Origin of the sequence: Mycobacterium sp. (assembly GCF_036488105.1) — a bacterium.
GTDB lineage: Bacteria > Actinomycetota > Actinomycetes > Mycobacteriales > Mycobacteriaceae > Mycobacterium.
Genome location: NZ_DASXHW010000252.1, coordinates 1 through 20,588, shown reverse-complemented (window position 1 = coordinate 20,588; position 20,588 = coordinate 1). Strand labels below are relative to the sequence as shown.

At 66.4% G+C, this 20,588-nt stretch carries 21 protein-coding genes and 1 tRNA gene; 9 read left to right on the top strand and 13 right to left on the bottom strand.

The window, feature by feature from the left end:
* Together VGH54_RS13105 and VGH54_RS13100 are read right to left on the bottom strand one after the other, a co-directional pair.
* A partial coding sequence (locus VGH54_RS13105; RefSeq protein ID WP_331512435.1) for an NEW3 domain-containing protein occupies positions 1 to 3,902 on the bottom strand: 3,902 nt, incomplete at its 3' end.
* Positions 3,903 to 3,939: 37 nt separating this feature from the next.
* Positions 3,940 to 4,707 carry an endonuclease/exonuclease/phosphatase family protein gene (locus VGH54_RS13100; RefSeq protein ID WP_331512434.1) on the bottom strand — a complete coding sequence of 256 codons (768 nt, stop codon included), beginning with the start codon at positions 4,705 to 4,707 and terminating at the stop codon, positions 3,940 to 3,942.
* A gap of 17 nt (positions 4,708 to 4,724) precedes the next feature.
* Here VGH54_RS13100 and VGH54_RS13095 point away from each other — a divergent pair, with 17 nt between their 5' ends.
* Positions 4,725 to 5,294, top strand: coding sequence for a hypothetical protein (locus VGH54_RS13095; RefSeq protein WP_331512433.1), 570 nt, complete (start codon positions 4,725 to 4,727; stop codon positions 5,292 to 5,294).
* Here VGH54_RS13095 and VGH54_RS13090 read toward each other — a convergent pair.
* The gene (locus VGH54_RS13090; protein ID WP_331512432.1) at positions 5,284 to 6,246 is read right to left on the bottom strand and encodes a YafY family protein; all 963 of its coding nucleotides are present in this window, start codon (positions 6,244 to 6,246) and stop codon (positions 5,284 to 5,286) included. The two genes, VGH54_RS13095 and VGH54_RS13090, sit on opposite strands and share 11 nt — an antisense overlap.
* Before the next feature lie 83 nt (positions 6,247 to 6,329).
* Between VGH54_RS13090 and VGH54_RS13085 the strand changes: the two genes are divergently transcribed.
* From VGH54_RS13085 to VGH54_RS13050, 8 genes are all read left to right on the top strand, one after another.
* On the top strand, positions 6,330 to 6,944 hold the full coding sequence (locus VGH54_RS13085) for a DinB family protein (protein ID WP_331512431.1): 615 nt from the start codon (positions 6,330 to 6,332) through the stop codon (positions 6,942 to 6,944).
* Positions 6,931 to 7,860 carry an alpha/beta fold hydrolase gene (locus VGH54_RS13080; RefSeq protein WP_331512430.1) on the top strand — a complete coding sequence of 310 codons (930 nt, stop codon included), beginning with the start codon at positions 6,931 to 6,933 and terminating at the stop codon, positions 7,858 to 7,860. Before VGH54_RS13085 ends, VGH54_RS13080 begins: the two co-directional genes overlap by 14 nt.
* Positions 7,861 to 7,912: 52 nt before the next feature.
* Positions 7,913 to 9,262 carry an AarF/ABC1/UbiB kinase family protein gene (locus VGH54_RS13075; protein WP_331512429.1) on the top strand — a complete coding sequence of 450 codons (1,350 nt, stop codon included), beginning with the start codon at positions 7,913 to 7,915 and terminating at the stop codon, positions 9,260 to 9,262.
* 12 nt (positions 9,263 to 9,274) lie between these two features.
* Complete coding sequence (locus VGH54_RS13070) at positions 9,275 to 10,177, top strand: alpha/beta hydrolase (RefSeq protein WP_331512428.1); 903 nt, start codon at positions 9,275 to 9,277, stop codon at positions 10,175 to 10,177.
* 136 nt (positions 10,178 to 10,313) lie between these two features.
* Positions 10,314 to 11,177: a cyclopropane mycolic acid synthase family methyltransferase gene (locus VGH54_RS13065; RefSeq protein ID WP_331512426.1), complete on the top strand. Its 864-nt coding sequence runs from the start codon at positions 10,314 to 10,316 to the stop codon at positions 11,175 to 11,177.
* Between the two features lie 119 nt (positions 11,178 to 11,296).
* Positions 11,297 to 12,190 (top strand): hydroxymycolate synthase MmaA4, encoded by an 894-nt coding sequence (mmaA4, locus tag VGH54_RS13060; RefSeq protein ID WP_331512425.1) that lies wholly within the window; start codon positions 11,297 to 11,299, stop codon positions 12,188 to 12,190.
* Between the two features lie 97 nt (positions 12,191 to 12,287).
* A complete protein-coding gene (locus VGH54_RS13055) occupies positions 12,288 to 12,986 on the top strand; it encodes a YciI family protein (protein ID WP_331512424.1) in 699 nt (232 codons plus the stop codon).
* Positions 12,987 to 12,993: 7 nt separating this feature from the next.
* Entirely contained in the window at positions 12,994 to 14,208 is a 1,215-nt protein-coding gene (locus VGH54_RS13050) for an RNA polymerase sigma factor (protein WP_331512423.1), read from the top strand.
* A 7-nt stretch (positions 14,209 to 14,215) separates the two neighbouring features.
* Here VGH54_RS13050 and VGH54_RS13045 read toward each other — a convergent pair whose 3' ends face one another.
* The 10 genes from VGH54_RS13045 to rpmG all read right to left on the bottom strand — a co-directional run bounded on the left by VGH54_RS13045 (position 14,216) and on the right by rpmG (position 20,521).
* Positions 14,216 to 16,087: a fatty acyl-AMP ligase gene (locus VGH54_RS13045; protein ID WP_331512422.1), complete on the bottom strand. Its 1,872-nt coding sequence runs from the start codon at positions 16,085 to 16,087 to the stop codon at positions 14,216 to 14,218.
* 65 nt (positions 16,088 to 16,152) lie between these two features.
* Complete coding sequence (rplA, locus tag VGH54_RS13040; RefSeq protein WP_331512421.1) at positions 16,153 to 16,860, bottom strand: 50S ribosomal protein L1; 708 nt, start codon at positions 16,858 to 16,860, stop codon at positions 16,153 to 16,155.
* A gap of 73 nt (positions 16,861 to 16,933) precedes the next feature.
* A complete protein-coding gene (gene rplK / locus VGH54_RS13035) occupies positions 16,934 to 17,362 on the bottom strand; it encodes a 50S ribosomal protein L11 (RefSeq protein WP_331512420.1) in 429 nt (142 codons plus the stop codon).
* Positions 17,363 to 17,384: 22 nt separating this feature from the next.
* Positions 17,385 to 18,113: a transcription termination/antitermination protein NusG gene (gene nusG / locus VGH54_RS13030; RefSeq protein ID WP_414688698.1), complete on the bottom strand. Its 729-nt coding sequence runs from the start codon at positions 18,111 to 18,113 to the stop codon at positions 17,385 to 17,387.
* 98 nt (positions 18,114 to 18,211) lie between these two features.
* The gene (gene secE / locus VGH54_RS13025) at positions 18,212 to 18,640 is read right to left on the bottom strand and encodes a preprotein translocase subunit SecE (RefSeq protein WP_331512418.1); all 429 of its coding nucleotides are present in this window, start codon (positions 18,638 to 18,640) and stop codon (positions 18,212 to 18,214) included.
* A gap of 57 nt (positions 18,641 to 18,697) precedes the next feature.
* A tRNA-Trp gene (locus VGH54_RS13020) sits at positions 18,698 to 18,770 on the bottom strand.
* A gap of 135 nt (positions 18,771 to 18,905) precedes the next feature.
* The gene (hadC, locus tag VGH54_RS13015; RefSeq protein WP_331512417.1) at positions 18,906 to 19,406 is read right to left on the bottom strand and encodes a (3R)-hydroxyacyl-ACP dehydratase subunit HadC; all 501 of its coding nucleotides are present in this window, start codon (positions 19,404 to 19,406) and stop codon (positions 18,906 to 18,908) included.
* Between the two features lie 3 nt (positions 19,407 to 19,409).
* Positions 19,410 to 19,838, bottom strand: coding sequence for a (3R)-hydroxyacyl-ACP dehydratase subunit HadB (hadB, locus tag VGH54_RS13010; protein ID WP_331512416.1), 429 nt, complete (start codon positions 19,836 to 19,838; stop codon positions 19,410 to 19,412).
* Positions 19,825 to 20,304 (bottom strand): (3R)-hydroxyacyl-ACP dehydratase subunit HadA, encoded by a 480-nt coding sequence (hadA, locus tag VGH54_RS13005; RefSeq protein ID WP_331512415.1) that lies wholly within the window; start codon positions 20,302 to 20,304, stop codon positions 19,825 to 19,827. The genes hadB and hadA overlap by 14 nt, the downstream gene beginning before the upstream one ends.
* Positions 20,305 to 20,353: 49 nt before the next feature.
* Complete coding sequence (gene rpmG / locus VGH54_RS13000) at positions 20,354 to 20,521, bottom strand: 50S ribosomal protein L33 (RefSeq protein ID WP_003898538.1); 168 nt, start codon at positions 20,519 to 20,521, stop codon at positions 20,354 to 20,356.
* Positions 20,522 to 20,588: the final 67 nt, after the last annotated feature.

Below are 20,588 nucleotides of genomic sequence, written 5' to 3'. Positions count from 1 at the left end.
AGCCGAGCCGAATTCCCAGCGGCCACAACGACATCGGCTGGCTCCTCAGTCAGGTAGACCAGACCGCCGTCATCCGCCCCGCCGACCGAGACCAGGACGACGTCTTCGACCACCTGACGCCAGGCCGCCGGGACCTTGGTGCCGGTGACCTCCAACTGCGCACGAACCGGATAGGCGCCGTGCTTGGCGCCCGCCGGCGACTTCACCATCACGTCGGCTTCCAGATGTTCGCCGGCATCCAGCGTGAACGGCAACGCGGCCGGGGTGGCCGACCATCCGGGCGGACAGACCACCGTCACGGTCCCCGACAGCGTTGCGTCGCTGCTGTCGCTGGCCACCGTCAGGCGCAGCGTCACGTCGGAGCCTGCCGCGGCGGTAAGTTGGTGCGGATGGACGTGGGCGACGACGGGCAGCCCGCCCAGCGGCGCCGGTCCGCGGTTGTGCAGCCAGTATCGGGCGTACAGCGGTTGGGCGGTTTCGGAATCCGGTGCCAGCGCGGCATTTTCGGCGTCCAGCAGGCGTGGCAGGTCGAGTCGCGCCAGCGCGGTGCCGATCTGGTGGCCGTGCAACGTGGTGAGGTGTTTTAGACCTTCCGCCTGCTCCAGCAGGTCGGCCGCCCGCAGCTCCGACACCGTGCCCAGTGGCGAGCGCACGACGACATCGGCGTCACCGCCACGGGTTTCGACCAGCCTGATGGCCACGTGGCCGACGTCGACCGGGTGGGCGCTGCCGTGCGCCAGCGGGTTGCCCGCCGCTTTGAGCGTGCCCAACTGCACCGCTCCGCAGGGCTCGACCTGCAGCAGTGAGCCGGTCGCGGGCAGCCCGCCGAGCGATCCCGACGCCGTCACCGCCTGCAGTGGATGGGAGAACTCGGCGCTGCGGTCCGGGACGTCGGCGTGCCGCCAGTCACCGGGGCCGCAGACCAGCGCATAGTCGAAAACGTGTGTCCAGTGCTGCAATTGGAAGTTGGAGCCGTCAGGCGCGGTGCGCCGCGGCTCGTCGATCCAGATACCGGACGGCCAGCCGGTGCACGATCGCATCAGCGCGGTGTGCAGCGTTCCGTCGGTCTCGACGGCGAAGCTGGGCACCCCGCGGTTGCATAGTGCGACCGTGCGCGATTCAAAACGTCGCAGCCCCGACGGAGCGTGCTGCGTGACGACGATCTCGGCATCGGCGAGGTCGTCGGCCACCGACGCGATCGCCTTTACCAGGTGCCCCTCGTCGCTCCCGGCGATCACCAGCACCGGCAGCGCCCGCGCGTCGCGCAGGTCGGCCGAAGGAATCCAGCCTTCCGCCAACGGCGCTGAGGCGGGCACCCACACTCTGGCCTGCCCGGTGTTGGCGAGCTGCTTGTCGACCTCGCGGGCGTAGGCCGGATCGGCGGCCGCCAACACCGAACTGGTGAACGCGTTCTGATCCGGGCCGCCCAGCGCTACTCGGGTATCGGGCAGGTTGGAGTCGACGCCGAGGTGCCCGTAGCGCGGCTTGTCGGCGCTGCTGCAGGTCGCCGTGACGCCGGCCCGCACCAGCCCCACCAGCAGGTCGCGCGCCAGCCGGCCGCCCATCGGCTCGGTCGGGGCGACGACTTCGGCCACCGACACCGCACGCACGCCGTCTCCGACGCGCACCCTGGCCGCCGACGACAACCCGAACCAGCCGTAGGCCGGGTTGTCCAGCGTCCACGGATGCTCGGCGGTGTCCACCGATCCAGAGTCGTTGTGCAGCAACGCAAAACCGCGACCGACCACGGCGTCACCGACTTCGCTGACCGGCATCGCACCCGGCACCGGACACGGCCAGCGCAGCCGTAGCATTCGGTCCTCGCCGATGAAGTCGTCGATGGTGGTGGCGCAGTCGACTCGGTCGACGCCGCGCCACAACGTCAGCGTCTGGGTGTAGCGCAGCGTGTCACCGATCCGGCCGTGCACGACTATCCGCTGGCCCAGCGGGCTGCGGTGGGCGTGTACCTCCGCCGACGTTTCCGACGAGCCGACGACCGGCCCCTTGGGCAGCAGGTGCCAGGGACCTTCGCCGCCGGTCGGATGCGCCGGGTATTCCTCGTAGACGGCCAGCTCGTTGCCGACTCGGCCCTCGCCGATCAGCTGGTTGCCGTCGCGCACCAGCGAGGTCACCCCGCCGCCGCGGTCGGGATCGACCGCCAACCGGTAATGCTCGTTGGCTATTTCCTTGCCCGCCAACGACTCCCAACCGCTGTCGGAGTCTGCGGCAACCAGCTGGTAGGCCCGCCAGCCCAGTGACGGCACGTCGCGGGCCAGCCAGCTGACCGTTCGTCCACCGTGCTCGACCACCGCGGGCAGCGCGCCGCCGTCGTGATCCAGCACCTGCACCTTGGCACCGATCGGCTTCTCGAAACGGGCAGTGACGATGTCGGTCCGATTGTGCGTCAACGTATTCCACACGACCACCTCGCCGTCGACCGCGCTGGACAACAGCGCCAGCGAGTTGTCCCGGGCCGCGCGGCCGAGCTCCCACGCGTCGCGCCATCCGGTCAGCAGGTCGAGGTAGACCTGGTCGGATTCCGAGCCGGTGATGGCGTCGTGGTGCGCGCCGTAGGCCAACTGCACCCATGCCTTGGCCAACGCGGCCTGCGGGTAGTCGGCGCCGGCGAGCAGACCGGCGAACACCGCGAACTTCTCCGCGTCCAGCACCGCATCCTCGGCGGCCCGGTTGGCCTGTTTGGTGTCGATGAACGACACGTCCTTGCCGGTGTAGATCGGGTTCATGTCGCGAGTCTGCGGCGACGGCGCCTCGGCGCGGGCGTCCAACTCGGCGCGCACCGCGCCGAAGAACTCACGCGGCAGCGCGCAGACGAACCGCGGCCAGGTGTACCGCGACGCCCAGTCACGATGAATCTCGGTGACCCACTTGTTCGGTGGCGTGTAGTCGGTGCCGACGGGCAACAACACGTTGCGGGTCAGCGCGACCTTCTTCAGCTCCGCGAACAACTCGTAGGCGGCCTGCTCGGCTTCGGTCACCGTGGTCGAATCGTCCATCCACCAGCCGGCCGAATAGTGCGCGGGCATGTAGTGGGTCAACAGTCCGCGGCCCGACGGCGAGATCCATTCGAATTCGCTGCTGAACTGCATGCCCGCCACGCCGCCCTCGTTGTGCATCGGGCCCCACTGGTGGTGCGGGCCGCGGGCCCACGAACTGGACGTCAGCCCGGCGTCGGCGGCCATGCCGGGAAATTGCGGGTCGTGGCCGAACACGTCGAGCTGCCACGCGGTGGTCGGGTCACCCCCGAGGACATCGCGCTGAAAACCAATGCCGTGCACCAGGTTTCGGATTGTAGTTTCCGGGCTGGTGAGGTTGGTGTTGGGTTCGTTATAGGTGCCACCCATGATCTCCACCCGGCCCTGCGCCATCAGCCGGCGCAGGTCGGCGCGGTCTTCCGGATGGGTGTCCCAGTAGGGCTTGAGGTAGTCCACTTCGGCGAGCACGAACTTGTATTCGGGTTCACGGCGAGCCATTTCCAGGTGCGCGCGAACCAGCTCGAAAGCGTTGGCCTGACGGGCTTTTCCGGGCGGGTCTTCGGTCCAGAGGCTGGTGTAGGCGCCCTGGGTGTTCCACCACACCGGGTCGTAGTGGAAGTGGCTGATCATGAACATCGTCCAGCCGGGCTCGGCGACAACGAAGTCGAACGGCGTCGCGCTGCCCGCGAGATGGACCTGCCCGGCCCGTCGCTGGCCGACGACCGGATGCTCGACGGCAACCGGCACCTCGATGACGTCCCGGCCCACCGCCTCCCCGCTCAGGCCGTCGCCGTCGACCCGAACCGTTGTGGGCTCGGTGATCCCGCTGACCGTCACCCGAACCAGCTGCAGCGGCGCGTCCGGCGGGCCCACGAAAAGCTCCGTCGACTCCGCCGAAGTCACCCGCATTCCCGCACCCTACGGCCGCGACGGGCCGCACGCGGCGTCACTGACGCGACACGTCGATGATCAGCGGCCGATGATCCGAGATCGACAGCGACGGAGCCGAGCACGCGTCGGCTACCAGTCCGGCGTCGTCGGTCAAGATGTGGTCGAGCTGACGGTCGGGGCTGCCGATCGGAAACGTTTGCGCGGTGGCCAGCGGCCGCATCCTGGTCCAGCGTTGCGGCGTCGGTGGGCTCATGTTGAGGTCACCCATCAGCACGCGGGGCCCCGCGAATCCATGCAGATCGCGGGCCAGCCGACGCAGCTGCACGCGGTTCCAGCCGGGAACGAACGACAGATGCGTGTTGGCCACCGTCAGCGGACCCAGGTCGGTGTCGAGCCGGGCCAGCACCGCGGCGCGGGGCTCTTCGTCGACGACCTGCACCCGGCTCGGCCCGGGCAGATACATCGGGAACGGCATCGGAATCCGCGGCAGCCGCACCACCTGCCAGGTCAGCGCTTCGAATCGGGACAGCAACGCGATCCCGTAGCTGGCCGTACCGGGCTGCTCTCGCCCGGTCGCGGCCATCCAGGTCGCGCCCGGCGTTCCGGAAATGGCGGCGACGAATCGGTGGCTGACTGCGCCCATCGCCTCGGCCGCGACGGCGGTGAGATCGGCCATCGCCGACCGGGGCTGGTCGCAGTCGACCTCCTGCAGCGCCAGCACGTCGGCGTCCAATTGCCGCACGCAGTCAGCCAGCCGTCCAACGTCGACCTCACCGTCGTCGACGCTGCGGCCGTGCAGGATGTTGAAGGTTGCCATCCGCATGGGTATTACCTACCACCATGGCGGCCAACGGATCATCGGTGTTCCCCCGCAACGACGAGCTCCGCGAAGTACTGCGGCGCGCGGCCTCGGCGCTCAAGGCGCATGGCCCTGAATTCGCGCTTGCCGGCAGCTATGCGCTGTGGGTGCACGGCGCGCCCGAACCTGTGCACGACGTCGACTTCGTGGTGGCCGAACCGGACGCCGACGCGGCGCTCGCAACGCTGTCGGCAGCCGGGTTCACGGTCGAAAAAACTCCTGAGGACTGGCTATTCAAGGCGTCGACTGACGGTGCCGTCCTCGATGTGCTGTACCGGGTCAACAGTGTGCCGGTCGACGCGGCCCTGATTCGTTCCGCTGAGGAGAGAGACGTTTTGGCAGTCCGGATGCCGGTGCTGTCCGCGACGCAGGTGGTGATCCAGAAGCTGCTGGCGCTGCACGAACATTACTGCGACTTCGGGCCGTTGCTGTCATCGGTACGGGCCATCCGCGAACAGGTGGACTGGAAAAAGGTGCGGACGAGTACCGCCGACAACCACTTTGCGGCGGCGTTTCTGCTGCTCGTCGATCGGCTCGGTATCACCGCGTGAGCAGTGCAGCGGCACGTTGGAGCCGTACGCTCACCGCTCGTGCGGCGGTGATCACCTCCGGCGGTTCCAGTACCTCGAATTCGGCGCCCACCATGGCGAAATACAGCACCATCCGTTCCGGGTCGTCGCCGCCCGCGGTGACCACGCAGGCGTTGTCACCATCCGGTTCTACGCTGGCTGAAGCAGCCGAAAAATACTGCGCCACAGTCTCTTCCGGCATGTTGTAGCGCACTCGTGCCAGGTATCGGTACGGCGAGGCGCTGATCGCTTTTCGTACATACGAGGCGGCGTCCGGCGCCTGCCGCGGTGTGAACCTGGAGCCTCGGGCGCGCACCGAGGCCATCCGGTCGAGCCGCAAACTGCGCCAGTCGGTTCGGTCCCGGTCGTAGGCGAGCAGATACCAGCGGCGCCCTGTGGTGACCAACTGGTAGGGCTCGAGCCGTCGCTGGGTGGTCGCTCCCGCCCGATCGGTGTAGTCGGCCTCCACATGCTCGTGGTCGCGGCACGCCCGGGCCAGCGTCATCAACACCTCTGGCCGCACCGGCGACTCCGCCTGCGGCGCAAGCGTGACCGTCGCCTCATGCACCGCCGAGACCTGCGAGCGCAGCCGCCCCGGCATCACCTGGTCGAGCTTGCTCAACATCCGCACCGCCGATTCCGCGACACCGGCCACGCTGCCGCCGGCAGCTAGCCGCAGACACACCGCCATCGCCACCGCCTCGTCCGCATCGAGCAGTAGCGGCGGCAGCGCTGCGCCGGCGCCAAGCTGGTAGCCGCCGCCGTGGCCCCTGCTGGCTCGCACCGGATACCCCAGGTCGCGTAACCGCTCGACATCACGCCGGACGCTGCGGGTGGTGACGCCCAGGCGCTCCGCCAGGTCGTCACCCGTCCACACTCGCCGTGACTGCAGCAGGCCCAGCAATTGCAGCACCCGCCCGGTCGTCTCCGCCATGCCACCACTGTGCCGTAGTTATAGGACAGGAACTGTCCGGTACTACTGAAAGACTCGCACCGACCCAACAGAAAGGACTGCTTATGCCCGCCCTCGCCCCGCCTGTCGCCGACGAACGCAGCGCCTTGCGCGAATACCTCGCCTACCACCAGAGCGCGTTTTTCGCGGTGGCCTACGGCCTGACCGACGAGCAGGCCCGCATGACGCCGACGGTCAGCGCGTTGTCGATCGGCGGGCTCGTGAAGCACGCCGCCGCCATGCAGCGCACCTGGATGGCGCGGGTGGCCGCCGCGCCGGATGCCCCGCCGCGCGATCCGCGACCGTTCGACCAGGTCGCCAAGGACTACGCCGATCAGCACACGATGCGGGCCGACGAGACGCTCGATGGACTGCTGAAAACGCTCGAGGCCGAGAACGCCAACTCGCTGCACCTGGTCGACACCGCCGACCTGGGTGCGAAAGTACCGGTCCCACAAGATATTCCATGGTTCCCGAAGGGCGTCAAGGACTGGTCGGTCCGGTGGGTGATCCTGCACGTGATCAACGAGCTGACCCGGCATTCCGGCCACGCCGACATCATCCGCGAGAGCATCGACGGCGCCACCATGTACGAACTGCTGGCCGGCCTGGAGGGGTGGGCGATCGACGGCTGGGTTCAGCCGTGGAAAAAGCCGGAGCGGCCCGGTGCAAACCCGTAGCGGCCTGGCCCGCCGGGACAGCGACACCGGAGACGGCGCCGTCGAGCTGTATTACGAAGACCTCGGCGACCCCAACGATCCGGCCGTCCTGCTGATCATGGGGCTGGGCGCCCAGCTGCCGATGTGGCCCGACGGCTTCTGCGAGCGGCTCGTCGACGCGGGGTACCGGGTGATCCGGTTCGACCACCGCGACACCGGGCTGTCGGCCAAGATGCACGGGATGCGCGCCGAGGGCGCGGTGTATCGACGGGTGGGGCGCTATCTGCTCGGCCGTGGCAGCCAGGTGCCCTACACGCTGGTCGACATGACGCGCGACGTGGTCGCGCTGCTCGATCACCTCGGCATCGAGCGGGCACACGTCGTCGGCGCCTCGATGGGCGGGATGATCGCGCAGATCCTGGCCGCCAGCGAGCCGCAGCGGGTGGCCTCGCTGGCCATCATCATGTCCACCACCGGCAAGCCGTTCTCCCGGTTGCCGGCCTGGCGGGTGATCCGGCTGGCGTTCGGCGGGCCCAGCGGCGACGCGTCCGACGAGGACAAGCTGGCCTTCGAGGTCCGCAACATCGCGGTGTTCAACGGCCCCAACTTCCTGCCGTCCGAGGCGGAACTGCGCAAGCGCGTCCAGCAGCTCACCGAGCGGTCCAACTATCCGCCCGGCATGCTGCGCCAGTTCGACGCCGTACTGGGCACCGGCAGCCTGCTGGCGTACAGCAAGGCGATCACCGCGCCGACGGTGGTGCTGCACGGTTCGCGCGACCCGATGGTGCGGCCGCGCAACGGCCGCGGGGTCGCCGCGGCCATCCCCGGCGCCCGGTTCGTCGTCATCGACGGCATGGGCCATGACCTCCCTGAACCGGTGTGGCGCCCGCTCGTCGAGACCCTGACCGAGAACTTTGCCAGAGCGCCCATCCAGTGAGCGGGCTCACAGGAATTGGGACTTGCCAACACCGATTTGAGACACTGCAGCTATGAGTTCCAACAACCACCGCGAGGTAGCCAAGCTCGACCGGGTTCCGTTGCCGGTCGAGGCGGCCCGCTTCGGCGTGACGGGTTGGCAGCTCACCCGCACCGCCGCTCGCATCCTCACCAAGCTGCCGACCAAGGGTCCGACGCAACAAAAGGTCATCAAGCAGCTCCCGCAGACCTTCTCCGATCTGGGCCCCACCTACGTCAAATTCGGGCAGATCATCGCGTCCAGCCCGGGCGCCTTCGGCGAACAGCTGTCCCGGGAATTCCGCGGCCTGCTCGACCGGGTGCCGCCGGCAGACACAGGCCAGGTGCACAAGCTGTTCGCCGAGGAGCTCGGCGGTGATCCGTCGGAGCTGTTCGCCAGCTTCGACGAGGAGCCGTTCGCGTCGGCGTCCATCGCCCAGGTGCACTACGCCACCCTGCACAGCGGCGAGGAGGTCGTGGTCAAGATCCAGCGGCCGGGTATCCGTCGCCGGGTGGCCGCCGACCTGCAGATCCTCAAGCGCTTTGCCCAAGCCGTGGAACTGGCCAAGCTGGGCCGCCGGCTGTCCGCCCAAGACGTGGTCGCCGACTTCAGCGACAACCTGGCCGAGGAGCTGAACTTCCGCCTCGAGGCGCAGTCGATGGACGCCTGGGTCTCGCACCTGCACGCGTCGCCACTGGGCAAGAACATCCGGGTGCCGCAGGTGTACTGGGACTACACCACCGAGAAGGTGCTGACGATGGAGCGGGTGCAGGGCATTCGCATCGACGACGTCGCCGCCATCCGCAAGGCCGGATTCGACGGCACCGAGCTGGTCAAGGCCCTGCTGTTCAGCCTGTTCGAGGGCGGCCTGCGACACGGCCTGTTCCACGGTGACCTGCACGCCGGCAACCTGTATGTCGACGATCAGGGCCGCATCGTGTTCTTCGACTTCGGCATCATGGGCCGCATCGATCCGCGCACCCGCTGGCTGTTGCGCGAACTGGTGCACGCGCTGCTGGTGAAGAAGGACCACGCGGCCGCCGGCAAGATCGTCGTGCTGATGGGAGCCGTCGGCACCATGCGGCCGGAGGCTGAGGCCGCGAAGGACCTGGAGAAGTTCGCCACCCCGCTGACGATGTCGACCCTGGGCGAGCTGTCCTACGCCGACATCGGCAAGCAGCTGTCCACTCTTGCCGACGCCTACGACGTCAAGCTGCCGCGCGAGCTGGTGCTGATCGGCAAGCAGTTCCTCTACGTGGAGCGCTACATGAAGCTGTTGGCGCCGAAGTGGCAGATGATGTCCGACCCGCAACTCACCGGCTACTTCGCCAACTTCATGGTCGAAGTTGCTCGCGAGCACAACAACTCCGACATAGAGGTCTAAGAGGTTCAACTTATGCAAATCCGCACCGGCACAGCACGTTCGGGCGATTTGGACATTTACTACGAGGATATGGGCGAGCCGACCGATCCGGCCGTCCTGCTGATCATGGGCCTGGGCTCGCAGCTGTTGCTGTGGCGCGACGGGTTCTGCGAAAAGCTCGTCGCGCAGGGTCTGCGGGTGATCCGCTACGACAACCGCGACGTCGGCCTGTCCAGCAAGACCGAACGGCGCGGCAACGGCGGGGCGATGATCCAGAGCATGCTCAAGTTCTGGCTGGGCATTCCCGGCCCCGGCGACTACCGGCTCGAGGACATGGCCGATGACGCGTCCGCGCTGCTCGATCACCTCGGCATCGACCGCGCCCACATCGTCGGCGCGTCGATGGGCGGCATGATCGCCCAGATCTTCGCGGCGCGGTTCGCCCAGCGGACCCGCTCGCTGGCGGTGATCTTCTCCAGCAACAACCAGCCGTTGTTGCCGCCGCCGCACCCGAAGGCCCTGTTCGCGGTGCTCAGAGGCCCGTCGCCCAATTCACCGATCAACGTGATCGCCGACTACTCGGTGAAGGTGTGGCGGATCATCGGCAGCCCGCGCTACCCGGCCCCCGAACAGCGGCTGCGCGACGACGCGATCCAGGCCTACGAGCGCTGCTATTACCCGTGGGGAACGGCCCGGCATTTCAGCGCGATCATGGCCAGCGGCAGCCTGGCCCGATACGACCGGCAGATCACCGCGCCGACCGTGGTCCTGCACGGCAAGGCCGACAAGTTGCAGCGGCCGTTCGGCGGCCGGGTGGTCGCCCGCGCGATCCCGGGCGCTCGCCTGACGTTGTTCGACGGCATGGGCCACGACCTGCCCGAGGAGCTGTGGGACCGGATAACCGGCGAGCTCACGGCGAATTTCGCGCAAGGCTGACCGGCGGGCGAGCGGTTTTGCGATTCGGCCTGACCAGGCCGATCGACTAACATTGCCGGTGGATTACCGGGGGCGGGTGGCGCCATACCCAGCACGGGCGGGCGTGCAAGAAAAATCCAGGAAGGCGCGTTGCGCGATGGCCGAAAAGCTCAGGCCGCATTTCGAGGACGTCCAGGCCCACTACGACCTGTCTGACGAGTTCTTCCGGCTGTTCCTCGACCCGAGCCAGACCTACAGCTGCGCCTACTTCGAACGCGACGACATGACGCTGGAGGAAGCTCAGCAGGCCAAGGTCGACCTGGCCCTGGGCAAGCTCGGCCTGGAACCCGGGATGACGTTGCTCGACGTCGGCTGCGGCTGGGGCAGCACGATGCGCCGCGCGGTCGAGAAGTACGACGTGAACGTCATCGGCCTGACGCTGTCCAAGAACCAGGCCGGCTACGTGCAGAAGACGCTGGATGAGATGGACAGCCCGCGCACCAAGGAGATCCGGCTGGCCGGCTGGGAAGAGTTCGACCAGCCGGTGGACCGGATCGTCTCGATCGGCGCGTTCGAGCACTTCGGACACGACCGCTACGACGAGTTCTTCCAGATGGCCCACGACGCCCTGCCCGACGACGGCGTGATGTTGCTGCACACGATCACCGGCCTGACGCCCCAGCAGATGACCGCACGCGGCATGCCGTTGACGTTCGAGCTGGCCCGGTTCATGAAATTCATCATCACCGAGATCTTCCCCGGTGGCCGGTTGCCGTCGATCGAGATGGTGGAAGACCGGTCTTCGAAGGGGGGCTTCACGCTTACCCGCCGGCAGTCACTGCAGCCGCACTACGCCAAGACCCTCGATCACTGGTCCGCGGCGCTGGAGGAGCACAAGGACGAAGCCATCAGGATCCAGTCCCAGGAGATGTACGACCGTTACACGCATTATTTGACCGGTTGCGCCAACGGATTCCGAATCGGATACATCGACGTCAACCAATTCACCCTGGAAAAGTGATCGCCGGCCGCACAATGGACAACGACGTTGTTACTCCGGCGTCAGATAGACCCGGGTATGGTGCTCTCGCACCCTGGGTGGGTAACACACTGGGCAGTAGGAAGGGTTAACACACGCTGATGCCTGAGAAGCAAGGTTTAACGCAGACACGGACGCGTCCGGAGGACATCCAGGCGCACTACGACCTGTCCGATGACTTCTTCGGACTGTTCCAGGACCCGACGCGGACCTACAGCAGTGCCTACTTCACGCGTGACGACCAGTCACTGGAGGAAGCCCAGATCGCCAAGGTCGATCTGAACCTCGACAAGTTGGACCTCAAGCCGGGCATGACACTGCTCGACATTGGCTGCGGCTGGGGCACCACGATGAAGCGGGCCGTCGAGAAGTACGACGTCAACGTGATCGGCCTGACGTTGTCCAAGAACCAGCACGCCCGGGCCCAGCAGGTATTGGACGGTCTGGACACCGACCGTTCACGGCAGGTGTTGCTGCGGGGCTGGGAGGATTTCAGCGATCCCGTCGACCGGATCGTCTCCATCGAGGCGTTCGAGCACTTCGGCTTCGAGAACTACGACCACTACTTCAAAAACGCGTTCAACATCATGCCCGAGGACGGGCGGATGACCGTGCAGAGCAGTGTGGCCTATCACCCCTACGACCTGAACGCCCGCGGCAAGAAAATCACTTTCGAAACGGCGCGGTTCATCAAGTTCATCCTCACCGAGATCTTCCCGGGCGGTCGCCTGCCGTCCACCGGCATGATGGTCGAGCACGGTGAAAAGGCGGGTTTTGTTGTGCCCGAACCGCTTTCACTGCGGGATAGCTACATCAAGACCCTGCATCTGTGGGGTGACGCGCTGGAGGCCAACAAAGACAAGGCCATTGCGATCCAGTCCGAAGAGGTCTACGAGCGCTACATGAGATACCTGCGCGGCTGCGAGCGCTACTTCACCGAGGAAGTCATCGACGTCAGCCTGGTCACCTACCTCAAGCCCGGGGCCGCAGCGTAAGTTTTTTTCTCCGCGGCTGTCGGATACCGGTCGCGCCGTTCGTCGGACGGGTAGAGAGTGGAACATAGGGTTCTGCTCACTACCGGAGGTGACGACGATGCAGTACCTCGCTTTGTTGATCGGCCAAGAGCCGGAACTCACGCCTGACGAGCGTGCCACCGAGATGGCGGCCTACCAGAGCTTCCACGCGAAGGCCGGGCCGGCGATTCGCGCCGGCGACGCATTGATGTCCGCCGCCGATGGAGTGCGCATCAGCGGCGGCCCCGACGCACCAATCGTCACCGACGGCCCGTTCGCCGAATCGGCCGAGGTCGCCGGTGGTTACTACGTATTCGAAGCCGAGAACCTCGACGACGCCCTGGCGCTCGCGCGCGACGTCCCTGCTGCCAAACGCGGCGCGGTAGAAGTCCGGCCGATCTTCCACACCATTGACTCCGAGTGGTCACGTCCCGGCGCCCAGTGGCTGGCGCTGCTGCTCGAGCCGCCGGCGGCGGTCAACACCCCCGGCACACCGGAGTGGGAGGCCGAAGCGGGGCGGCACGGTGAATTCGCCGCTGCGGCGGGCGATCACATCGTCGGCGGGGCGGCTTTGCACGAGCCGGCGACGGCGACGACGGTGCGGGTTCGCGACGGCCAGGTGCTGCTCACCGACGGGCCGTTCGCGGAGAGCGCCGAGATCGCCACGGGCGTCTACCTGCTCTCAGCCGCCGACCGCGACGAGGCCGTCAAGTTGGCATCGATGATTCCCGCTTCGGCTGTCGAGGTCCGGCAGTTGGCTGGGGTTTCGGGGCTCTAGCCCACGAATGGTCAACCTGGACGGCGTCTTTCGGCGGGAGTGGGGCCCGGCCGTGGCCGCGCTGGCCCGGTGGTCGGGTGATCTCACCGTCGCCGAGGACGCCGTCCAGGAGGCATTCGCCGAGGCGCTGCGGGCATGGCCGCGCGACGGCGTGCCGGACAACCCCGGCGGATGGGTGCTGACCGTAGCGCGCAACCGCGCCCGCGACCGATTGCGTCGCGAGTCAGTGCGCCCGGGAAAGGAATTGGCGGCGGTGGTCGACGACATCCGGGCGCGCACCGACGTGGACGTCCACCCGGTGCGCGACGACGAGCTGCGGATGATGTTCACCTGCGCGCACCCGGCTCTGGATCGATTGTCACAGCTGGCGCTGACGCTGCGCTTGGTGTCCGGCCTTACCGTCGCCGAGATCGCCCGCGCGCTGCTGCAGTCTGAAACGGCTGTCGGACAACGTATTACCCGGGCGAAGGCCAAGGTCCGGCACGCGAACATCCCGTTGCGGGTGCCGCCGGCCGAACTATTGCCCGAGCGCACACCGCATGTGCTCAGCTGCATCTATTCGGTGTTTACCGAGGGCTACTGGTCGACGGCCGGACCGTCGGCGATCCGCGACGAATTGTGCGACGAAGGAGTCCGGCTGGCCTCCGAGCTGTGCACCCTGATGCCAACCGAGTTGGAAGCTCACGCGCTGGCGGCCCTGGTGCTGCTGCATGATTCGCGACGAGCTACCCGGGTGGACGCCGACGGTGCGCTGGTGCCGCTCGAGGAGCAGGACCGCGGCCGCTGGGACCGCGGCCGGATGGCCCGCGGCCTGGACCGGCTTCGGTTGGCACAGGGTTCGACCGGCCCTTACCTGCCGCAGGCGGTGATCGCCGCACTGCACGCGACGGCGACGTCGTGGGAGCAGACCGACTGGCGCACGATTTGCGTGGCCTACGACAAGTTGTCGGCGATGACCGATTCGCCGGTGGTGCGTGCGAACCGGGCCCTGGCGGTGGGTTTCCGTGACGGCCCGGACGCCGGGCTGGCCGCGCTGGAGAAGGTCGCCCACGACCCGCGTCTGGCCCGATCCAACCTCGTCGCGTCGGTACGCGCGGACCTGCTACGGCGCGCAGGACGACGCGACGACGCCCTCGGCTGGTACCGAGAGGCGTTGGCGTCCAACGGTTCCGAGCCAGGTCGCGACTATCTGCGCCGTCGGATCGCCGAGTGCGGCGGATAACGATCGATCAGGAACGGCCGCGTACGCCCAACTCGCCGTTGAGATACAGCGCCCGGCACGCCTGCCGCGCCAGCTTGCCGCTGGTGGTTCGCGGGATGACGCCGGCCGCGACCAGCAGCACGTCGGCCAGCGGCAGGCTGTGCCGACGTGATACCGCCGCGCGGATGTCATCGATGACCGGTTGCAGATCACCCCGGCCGGCGCCCGGTGCTCGTTCGGCGACGATCACGACGCGTTCGCCGACCTCATCTGCGGGCGATCCCGGTACCTCGTGCGCCGACACCGAAAACGCTGCGACAAACCCCGCTCGCACCTTGGGCGACGCCTCGGCCGTGGTGGCCTCGATATCTTGCGGATAGTGGTTGCGGCCATCCACGATGATCAGATCTTTGATGCGGCCGGTGATGTAGAGCTCACCGTCCAGATAGACGCCGAGATCCCCGGTCCGCAGCCAGGTGGCTTCGCTCGGCGCCCCGTCAGCATGGCTACCTACCTGCAATCGACGCTGCAGCTTGTTGCCGAACACCTGCTCGGTTTCTGCGGGGCGTGACCAGTAGCCACGGCCAATGTTGTTGCCGTGCAACCAGATTTCACCGACCTCGCCATCGGCTACTTCCACCTCGTTGTCGGTGTCGACGATGACGCCCCATTGACTGCGGGCGACCCGGCCGCAAGAAACCTGCGAGATGGCGTTGGGCGCGTCGCGGGCGACCCGAACCGCGCGCCCCGCGCCCAGCTGCTCGCGGTCCAGGTAGACAACCGACGGCCCGGCGGACAGGTCGATGGTCGAGACGAAAAGGGTGGCCTCGGCCATCCCGTAGGACGGCTTGACCGCCGTGCTCGGCAGCCCATACGGGGCGAAGGCCGCGTTGAACTTCTCGATCGAGCCGATTCGCACCGGTTCGGAGCCATTGATCAGCGACACCACATTCGTCAGGTCGAGGTCCTCGCCGTCATCGGGCAGCCCGCGCTCGACGGCCAGCTCGAAAGCGAAGTTCGGGGCCGCGGCGAAGGTGGGGCCGTGCTTGGACTCCGCTGCCAGTTGGCGGATCCACCGTTGCGGCCTCCGGACGAAGGCGACCGGCGACATGAGCGTGACCTGCGTGCCGAATACCGCCACGCAGACGATCATCAGCAGGCCCATGTCGTGGTAGAGCGGCAACCAGCTGACGCTGCGGATGTCCCAGTCGATACCGGTCGAGATCACCATCTGCAGCACGTTGGTGCCGATCGCGCGATGGGTGATCTCCACACCTACCGGGGATCGCGTGGACCCCGAGGTGTATTGAAGGTAGGCGATGTCGTCGGTGTCCAGCTGTACCGGGGCGAACGTAATACCCACCGAGTCGGGAACTTCGTCGATCGCGATGACCCGGGGCCGGTCGGCGCGTGGCAGCGAGCGGACAAACTCCTGAACCGCCGCGGCCGCGGCAGCCGTCGTCAGCACCACCGACGGCCTGGCGTCGCCCAGCACCGCGTCGAGGCGCTCGGCGTGACCCGGAAATTCCGGCGCGAACAGCGGCACGGCGATGTCGCCGGCCTTGATCGCGGCGAAGAAGCCGACGATGTAGTCGATGCCCTGCGGCGCCAAGATCGCCACCCGATCACCCTTGGAGGTGATCTGCTGCAGGCGAGCACCGATGGCCCGCAGCCGGGTGCCCAGCTCAGCCCAGGTCAACTCGATCATCTTGCCGTCGGCGTGCTGGCTGTAGTCGAGGTAGCGGTACGCGACGGCATCGCCGATCTCAGCGATGTGGCGGTCCAGAAAACTCACCACGTTGGCGCCCTCTGGCAGCACAATGCCGCCATCTACGTCGAGGTAGTCAGTCAACTCAAGCCGGTGCACCCGATTGCCGTCGTTTTCTGAGGCACCTAGCATGACGGGAATTCTAAGAGATGAGAGTGCTGTTCGCCGTCAGCACCCGACGTGGATGGCGGACTTGCTTACGCTTCGGAGAAGTTTCGGATGACCGCCGGGTCGACCGGGATGCCCGGTCCGGTGGTCGTCGAGACCGTGATCTTCTTCAGGTAGCGGCCTTTGGACGACGACGGCTTGTGCCGCAGCACCTCGTCGAGCGCCGCGCCGTAGTTCTCCACGAGTTGCTTTTCGTCGAAGGACGCCTTGCCGATCACGAAGTGCAGGTTGGCCTGCTTGTCGATCCGGAAGTTGATCTTGCCGCCCTTGATGTCGTTCACCGCCTTGGTGATGTCCTGGGTGACGGTGCCGGTCTTGGGGTTGGGCATCAGGCCACGCGGCCCGAGGATCCGCGCGATCCGGCCGACCTTGGCCATCTGGTCGGGTGTGGCGATCGCCGCGTCGAAGTCGAGGAAGCCGCCCTGGATCTTTTCGATCAGGTCGTCGCTACCCACCACGTCGGCGCCGGCGGCGGTGGCCTCGTCGGCCTTTTCGCCGACCGCGAACACCGCGACCCGGGCGGTCTTACCGGTGCCGTGCGGGAGGTTGACCGTCCCGCGGACCATCTGGTCGGCCTTGCGCGGGTCCACCCCGAGTCGGATGGCCACCTCGACGGTCGAGTCCTGCTTGGTCGACGACGTCTCCTTGGCCAGCTTGGCGGCCTGCAACGGGGTGTAGAGGCTGTCGCGGTCCACCTTCTCGAGGGCGGCGCGATATGCCTTGCTGTTCTTGCTCATTCGATTAATCCAATCTGGCGTTGGGTCGTGGTTGTTGTAGCGGGCCGAAGCTGGCCCTCCCACGGGGAGCCGTCTATTCGACGGTGATCCCCATCGACCGGGCGGTCCCGGCGATGATCTTGGCGGCCGCGTCGATGTCGTTGGCGTTGAGGTCGGCCTTCTTGGTCTCGGCGATCTCGCGGACCTGATCCCAGGTGACCTTGGCGACCTTGGTGACATGCGGTTCGGCCGAGCCCTTGGCCACATTCGCGGCCTTGAGCAGCAGCCTGGCGGCCGGCGGCGTCTTCAGCGCGAACGTGAAGCTGCGGTCCTCGTAGACGGTGATCTCCACCGGGATGACATTGCCGCGCTGGGAGTCCGTCGCGGCGTTGTATGCCTTGCAGAACTCCATGATGTTGACGCCGTGCTGCCCGAGTGCCGGACCGACCGGCGGGGCGGGGTTGGCTTCGCCGGCCTTGATCTGAAGCTTGATCAGCCCGACGGCCTTCTTTTTCGGGGCCATGAGTGTTGGTGTTCCTTCCTAGCTAAATCTTGGAGACCTGGGTGAAGCCCAGTTCGACAGGTGTTTCGCGGCCGAAGATGGACACCAGCACCTTGAGTTTCTGTTGTTCGGCGTTGACCTCGTTGATCGTCGCCGGCAGCGTGGCGAACGGTCCGTCCATGACGGTGACCGACTCGCCGACGGAATAGTCGACCTCGATCACCGGACGCTCCAGCTCAACCCCGGCGGACGCGGTGCTCGCGGCGCCCTTGACCGCCTTCTTTGCCGCACCCTGCGGAAGCAGGAACTTCACCACGTCGTCGAGCGCGAGCGCCGAGGGGCGAGACGTCGCGCCGACGAATCCGGTGACGCCCGGGGTGTTACGCACCGCGGACCACGAGTCGTCGGTCAGGTCCATCCGCACCAGGATGTAGCCCGGCAGCACCTTGCGGTTGACCTGCTTGCGCTGGCCGTTCTTGATCTCGGTGACCTCTTCGGTGGGGACTTCCACCTGGAAGATGTAGTCGCCGACGTCCAGGTTCTGCACACGGGTCTCGAGGTTGGCTTTCACCTTGTTCTCGTAACCGGCGTAGGAGTGGATGACGTACCAGTCGCCTGGCTTGGAGCGCAGCTCGGCCTTCAGCGCGGCGGCCGGGTCGATCTCTTCGGGCTCAGCCGGTTCCTCGGGTGCGGCGGGCGCCTCAGCGGCCTCGTCGGCCACCGGCTCGGCGCTGGCCGTCTCCGGTGCATCGTCAGCGGTCACTTCTTGCAACGCAGCTTCGATGTCGACCGTCTCAGCCACCGGCAGATCGCCGTTGGAGGTAGTCACGGTTTATGGGTCCTTCCCTTATCTGTCAGCTCGTGGCGGCGTCAGCCGAACACCCACAGCACCAGCTTGGCCAAGCCCAGATCCACCAGGCCGATCAACGTCACCATGAACACCAGGAACGCCAACACCACCGAGGTGTACGAGCCCATCTGCTTGCGGTTGGGCCAGATGACCTTGCGCAGCTCGGCGACGACCTGCTTGAGGTAGTTGAAGACGAAGACGAACGGGTTGCTCGACGGCTCGTCTGACTTGCGGGTCTTCTTGGCCTTCTTGGCCTTCTTGTCGTCGGCGTCGCTCTCGGTGAGTTCGACGGCGCCGGATGCGTCAGTGCCGTCCGCGGCGTCGGCCCGTTGACGGGACCGCTTGCCGGTGGGTCGCTGTGGCGTCGCCACAGCCGTCCGACCGCCCTGCGGGTCGTCGGCTCCGCCGCCGTCGGCTGCGGCGTCGGTATCGACGTGTTCGTCGCTCACCGCACGCTCCTTCGTTCAATCGTGTGCGTGGTGGTCACCTTCCAGTGTCCACCATTGCAGGGGCGACAGGACTTGAACCTGCAACCTGCGGTTTTGGAGACCGCTGCTCTGCCAGTTGAGCTACGCCCCTTCGCTGGTTGGCAGGCCAACCTGCGCGTGTCGGGCCCTACCCGACGCGCGCGCTCGCCAACTGAAGGGAAAAACACGCTGGTACTGGGAAAACCCCGAGGTCCGAGTGTACAACGGAGCAGCTGTCAGGTACTAATCACGCCGTCCTGACGACCTGCCCGCTCTCCACGTCCCACTTGAGGTTGACGGAGTCGTCGCCTTCGTGACCCATCACCGTGGTGTATGCCTCCAACACGACCTCGCCGGCGTCGTTGGTGCAAGTGTTCTTGGTGACGACGATGTCGGCGCCGAATCGTTCGGTGACCGAGTGAATTTCCATCTTGGCGTGCAGCACGTCGCCGGCGGCGATCGGCTTGTAGTAGACGAACCGCTGGTCGACCTGGACGATCTGCATGGTGTCGTAACCGGTGTCGACGCTGCGCATGAAGTCCGCCTGCACCAGTTGCCCAAGGATCGTCACGAAAGTCGGCGGCGCGACCAGGGCGTCGTACCCGAGTTCGGCGGCGGCCTTTTCATCCAGGCAGGCGGGGTCGTCGGCCTTGACCGCCTTGGCGAATTCGCGCACCTTCTCGCGGCCCACCACGTAGCTGTCCGGGTAGTGCCACACCATTCCAAGGATGTCGCTGTTGATCGCCACCGGTTACGCCAGCTTCGCTGATGCGATCGCCCGACCGAAGATCTTCTTTCCGTCGGTGGTGGCGGTCAACGCGATCGTCACCGACTTGCTGTCCGGATCTACCGACTTCACCCTGCCGGTGAACACGATCTCGGCGCCCTTGCCGTCGTTGGGCACTGGCACCACCGCGGTGAACCGCACGTTGTACTCGGTGACCGCCCCGGGATCACCGACCCACGACGTGACGAAGCCGCCGCCCAGGCCCATGGTCAGCATGCCGTGCGCGATCGCGGTGTCGAGTCCCACGACCTTGGCGATTTCGTCATCCCAGTGAATTGGGTTCAGATCGCCGGAGACGCCCGCATAGTTCACCAAATCCTGGCGGGTCAGCGGGTAGATCTTCTCGGGAAGTTGGTCACCCACCTTGACCGAATCGAACTCACGCAGTGGCATCTCGGAAACCCTCTTCTCCTTCGTCACCTGCACGACCCGCCAAGGTCGTATAGGTCTCCTGAACTACGTCACCAGCGTCGTTGGTGATGGTTTGCTTCGTCATGATGATGTCGGTGCCGTGGGCGCGTCGGACCGACTCGATCTCCACATCGCAATACAGCCGATCTCCCACCGTGATCGGTGCGAAAAATTTCAGCGCCTGGTCGACCTGCACGACCTGGGCGTCGTTGGTAGCGATGTTGGCCCACGCGAAGAATGCCTCCACGGCCTTATAACCAAACACCGAGATGAAGGTCAGCGGCGCGATCAGGCCGTCGTAGCCCAGCTCTTCGGCAGCCTTATCCTCGTGAAAGGGGGGGTCATCGTTTTTGACCGCGACCGCGTACTCGCGAATCTTTTCCCGTTCCACGATGTAGTAATCGGGGTAGCGGAAGCGCTTTCCGAGGGCATGCTGACCCAGCGACACGACTCTTGAACCTACCTAGTCAGTCTCAATAGATAGCTGACGGGCTGTGTCAGCGTGTCTCGCGGTGAGCCTGGTGTTTGCCACAGTTCGGGCAAAACTTCTTCAGCTCCAGCCGGTCAGGGTCGTTGCGGCGGTTCTTCTTGGTGATGTAGTTGCGGTGCTTGCACACCTCGCACGCCAAGGTGATCTTGGGCCGTACGTCGGTACTGGAGGCCACGTCGGTTCTCTTTTCGGGTTTTCGTTCGTTGTTGTCTTGTAGCGATGGCCGGACTCGAACCGGCGAC

Coding starts and splice junctions, on each gene's coding strand:
- VGH54_RS13100 (WP_331512434.1), bottom strand. CDS start 4,707: ATGCGGATGGCAACCTTCAACATCCTGCACGGCCGCAGCGTCGACGAC.
- VGH54_RS13095 (WP_331512433.1), top strand. CDS start 4,725: ATGGCGGCCAACGGATCATCGGTGTTCCCCCGCAACGACGAGCTCCGC.
- VGH54_RS13090 (WP_331512432.1), bottom strand. CDS start 6,246: ATGGCGGAGACGACCGGGCGGGTGCTGCAATTGCTGGGCCTGCTGCAG.
- VGH54_RS13085 (WP_331512431.1), top strand. CDS start 6,330: ATGCCCGCCCTCGCCCCGCCTGTCGCCGACGAACGCAGCGCCTTGCGC.
- VGH54_RS13075 (WP_331512429.1), top strand. CDS start 7,913: ATGAGTTCCAACAACCACCGCGAGGTAGCCAAGCTCGACCGGGTTCCG.
- VGH54_RS13070 (WP_331512428.1), top strand. CDS start 9,275: ATGCAAATCCGCACCGGCACAGCACGTTCGGGCGATTTGGACATTTAC.
- VGH54_RS13065 (WP_331512426.1), top strand. CDS start 10,314: ATGGCCGAAAAGCTCAGGCCGCATTTCGAGGACGTCCAGGCCCACTAC.
- mmaA4 (WP_331512425.1), top strand. CDS start 11,297: ATGCCTGAGAAGCAAGGTTTAACGCAGACACGGACGCGTCCGGAGGAC.
- VGH54_RS13055 (WP_331512424.1), top strand. CDS start 12,288: ATGCAGTACCTCGCTTTGTTGATCGGCCAAGAGCCGGAACTCACGCCT.
- VGH54_RS13050 (WP_331512423.1), top strand. CDS start 12,994: ATGGTCAACCTGGACGGCGTCTTTCGGCGGGAGTGGGGCCCGGCCGTG.
- VGH54_RS13045 (WP_331512422.1), bottom strand. CDS start 16,087: ATGCTAGGTGCCTCAGAAAACGACGGCAATCGGGTGCACCGGCTTGAG.
- rplA (WP_331512421.1), bottom strand. CDS start 16,860: ATGAGCAAGAACAGCAAGGCATATCGCGCCGCCCTCGAGAAGGTGGAC.
- rplK (WP_331512420.1), bottom strand. CDS start 17,362: ATGGCCCCGAAAAAGAAGGCCGTCGGGCTGATCAAGCTTCAGATCAAG.
- hadB (WP_331512416.1), bottom strand. CDS start 19,838: ATGCCACTGCGTGAGTTCGATTCGGTCAAGGTGGGTGACCAACTTCCC.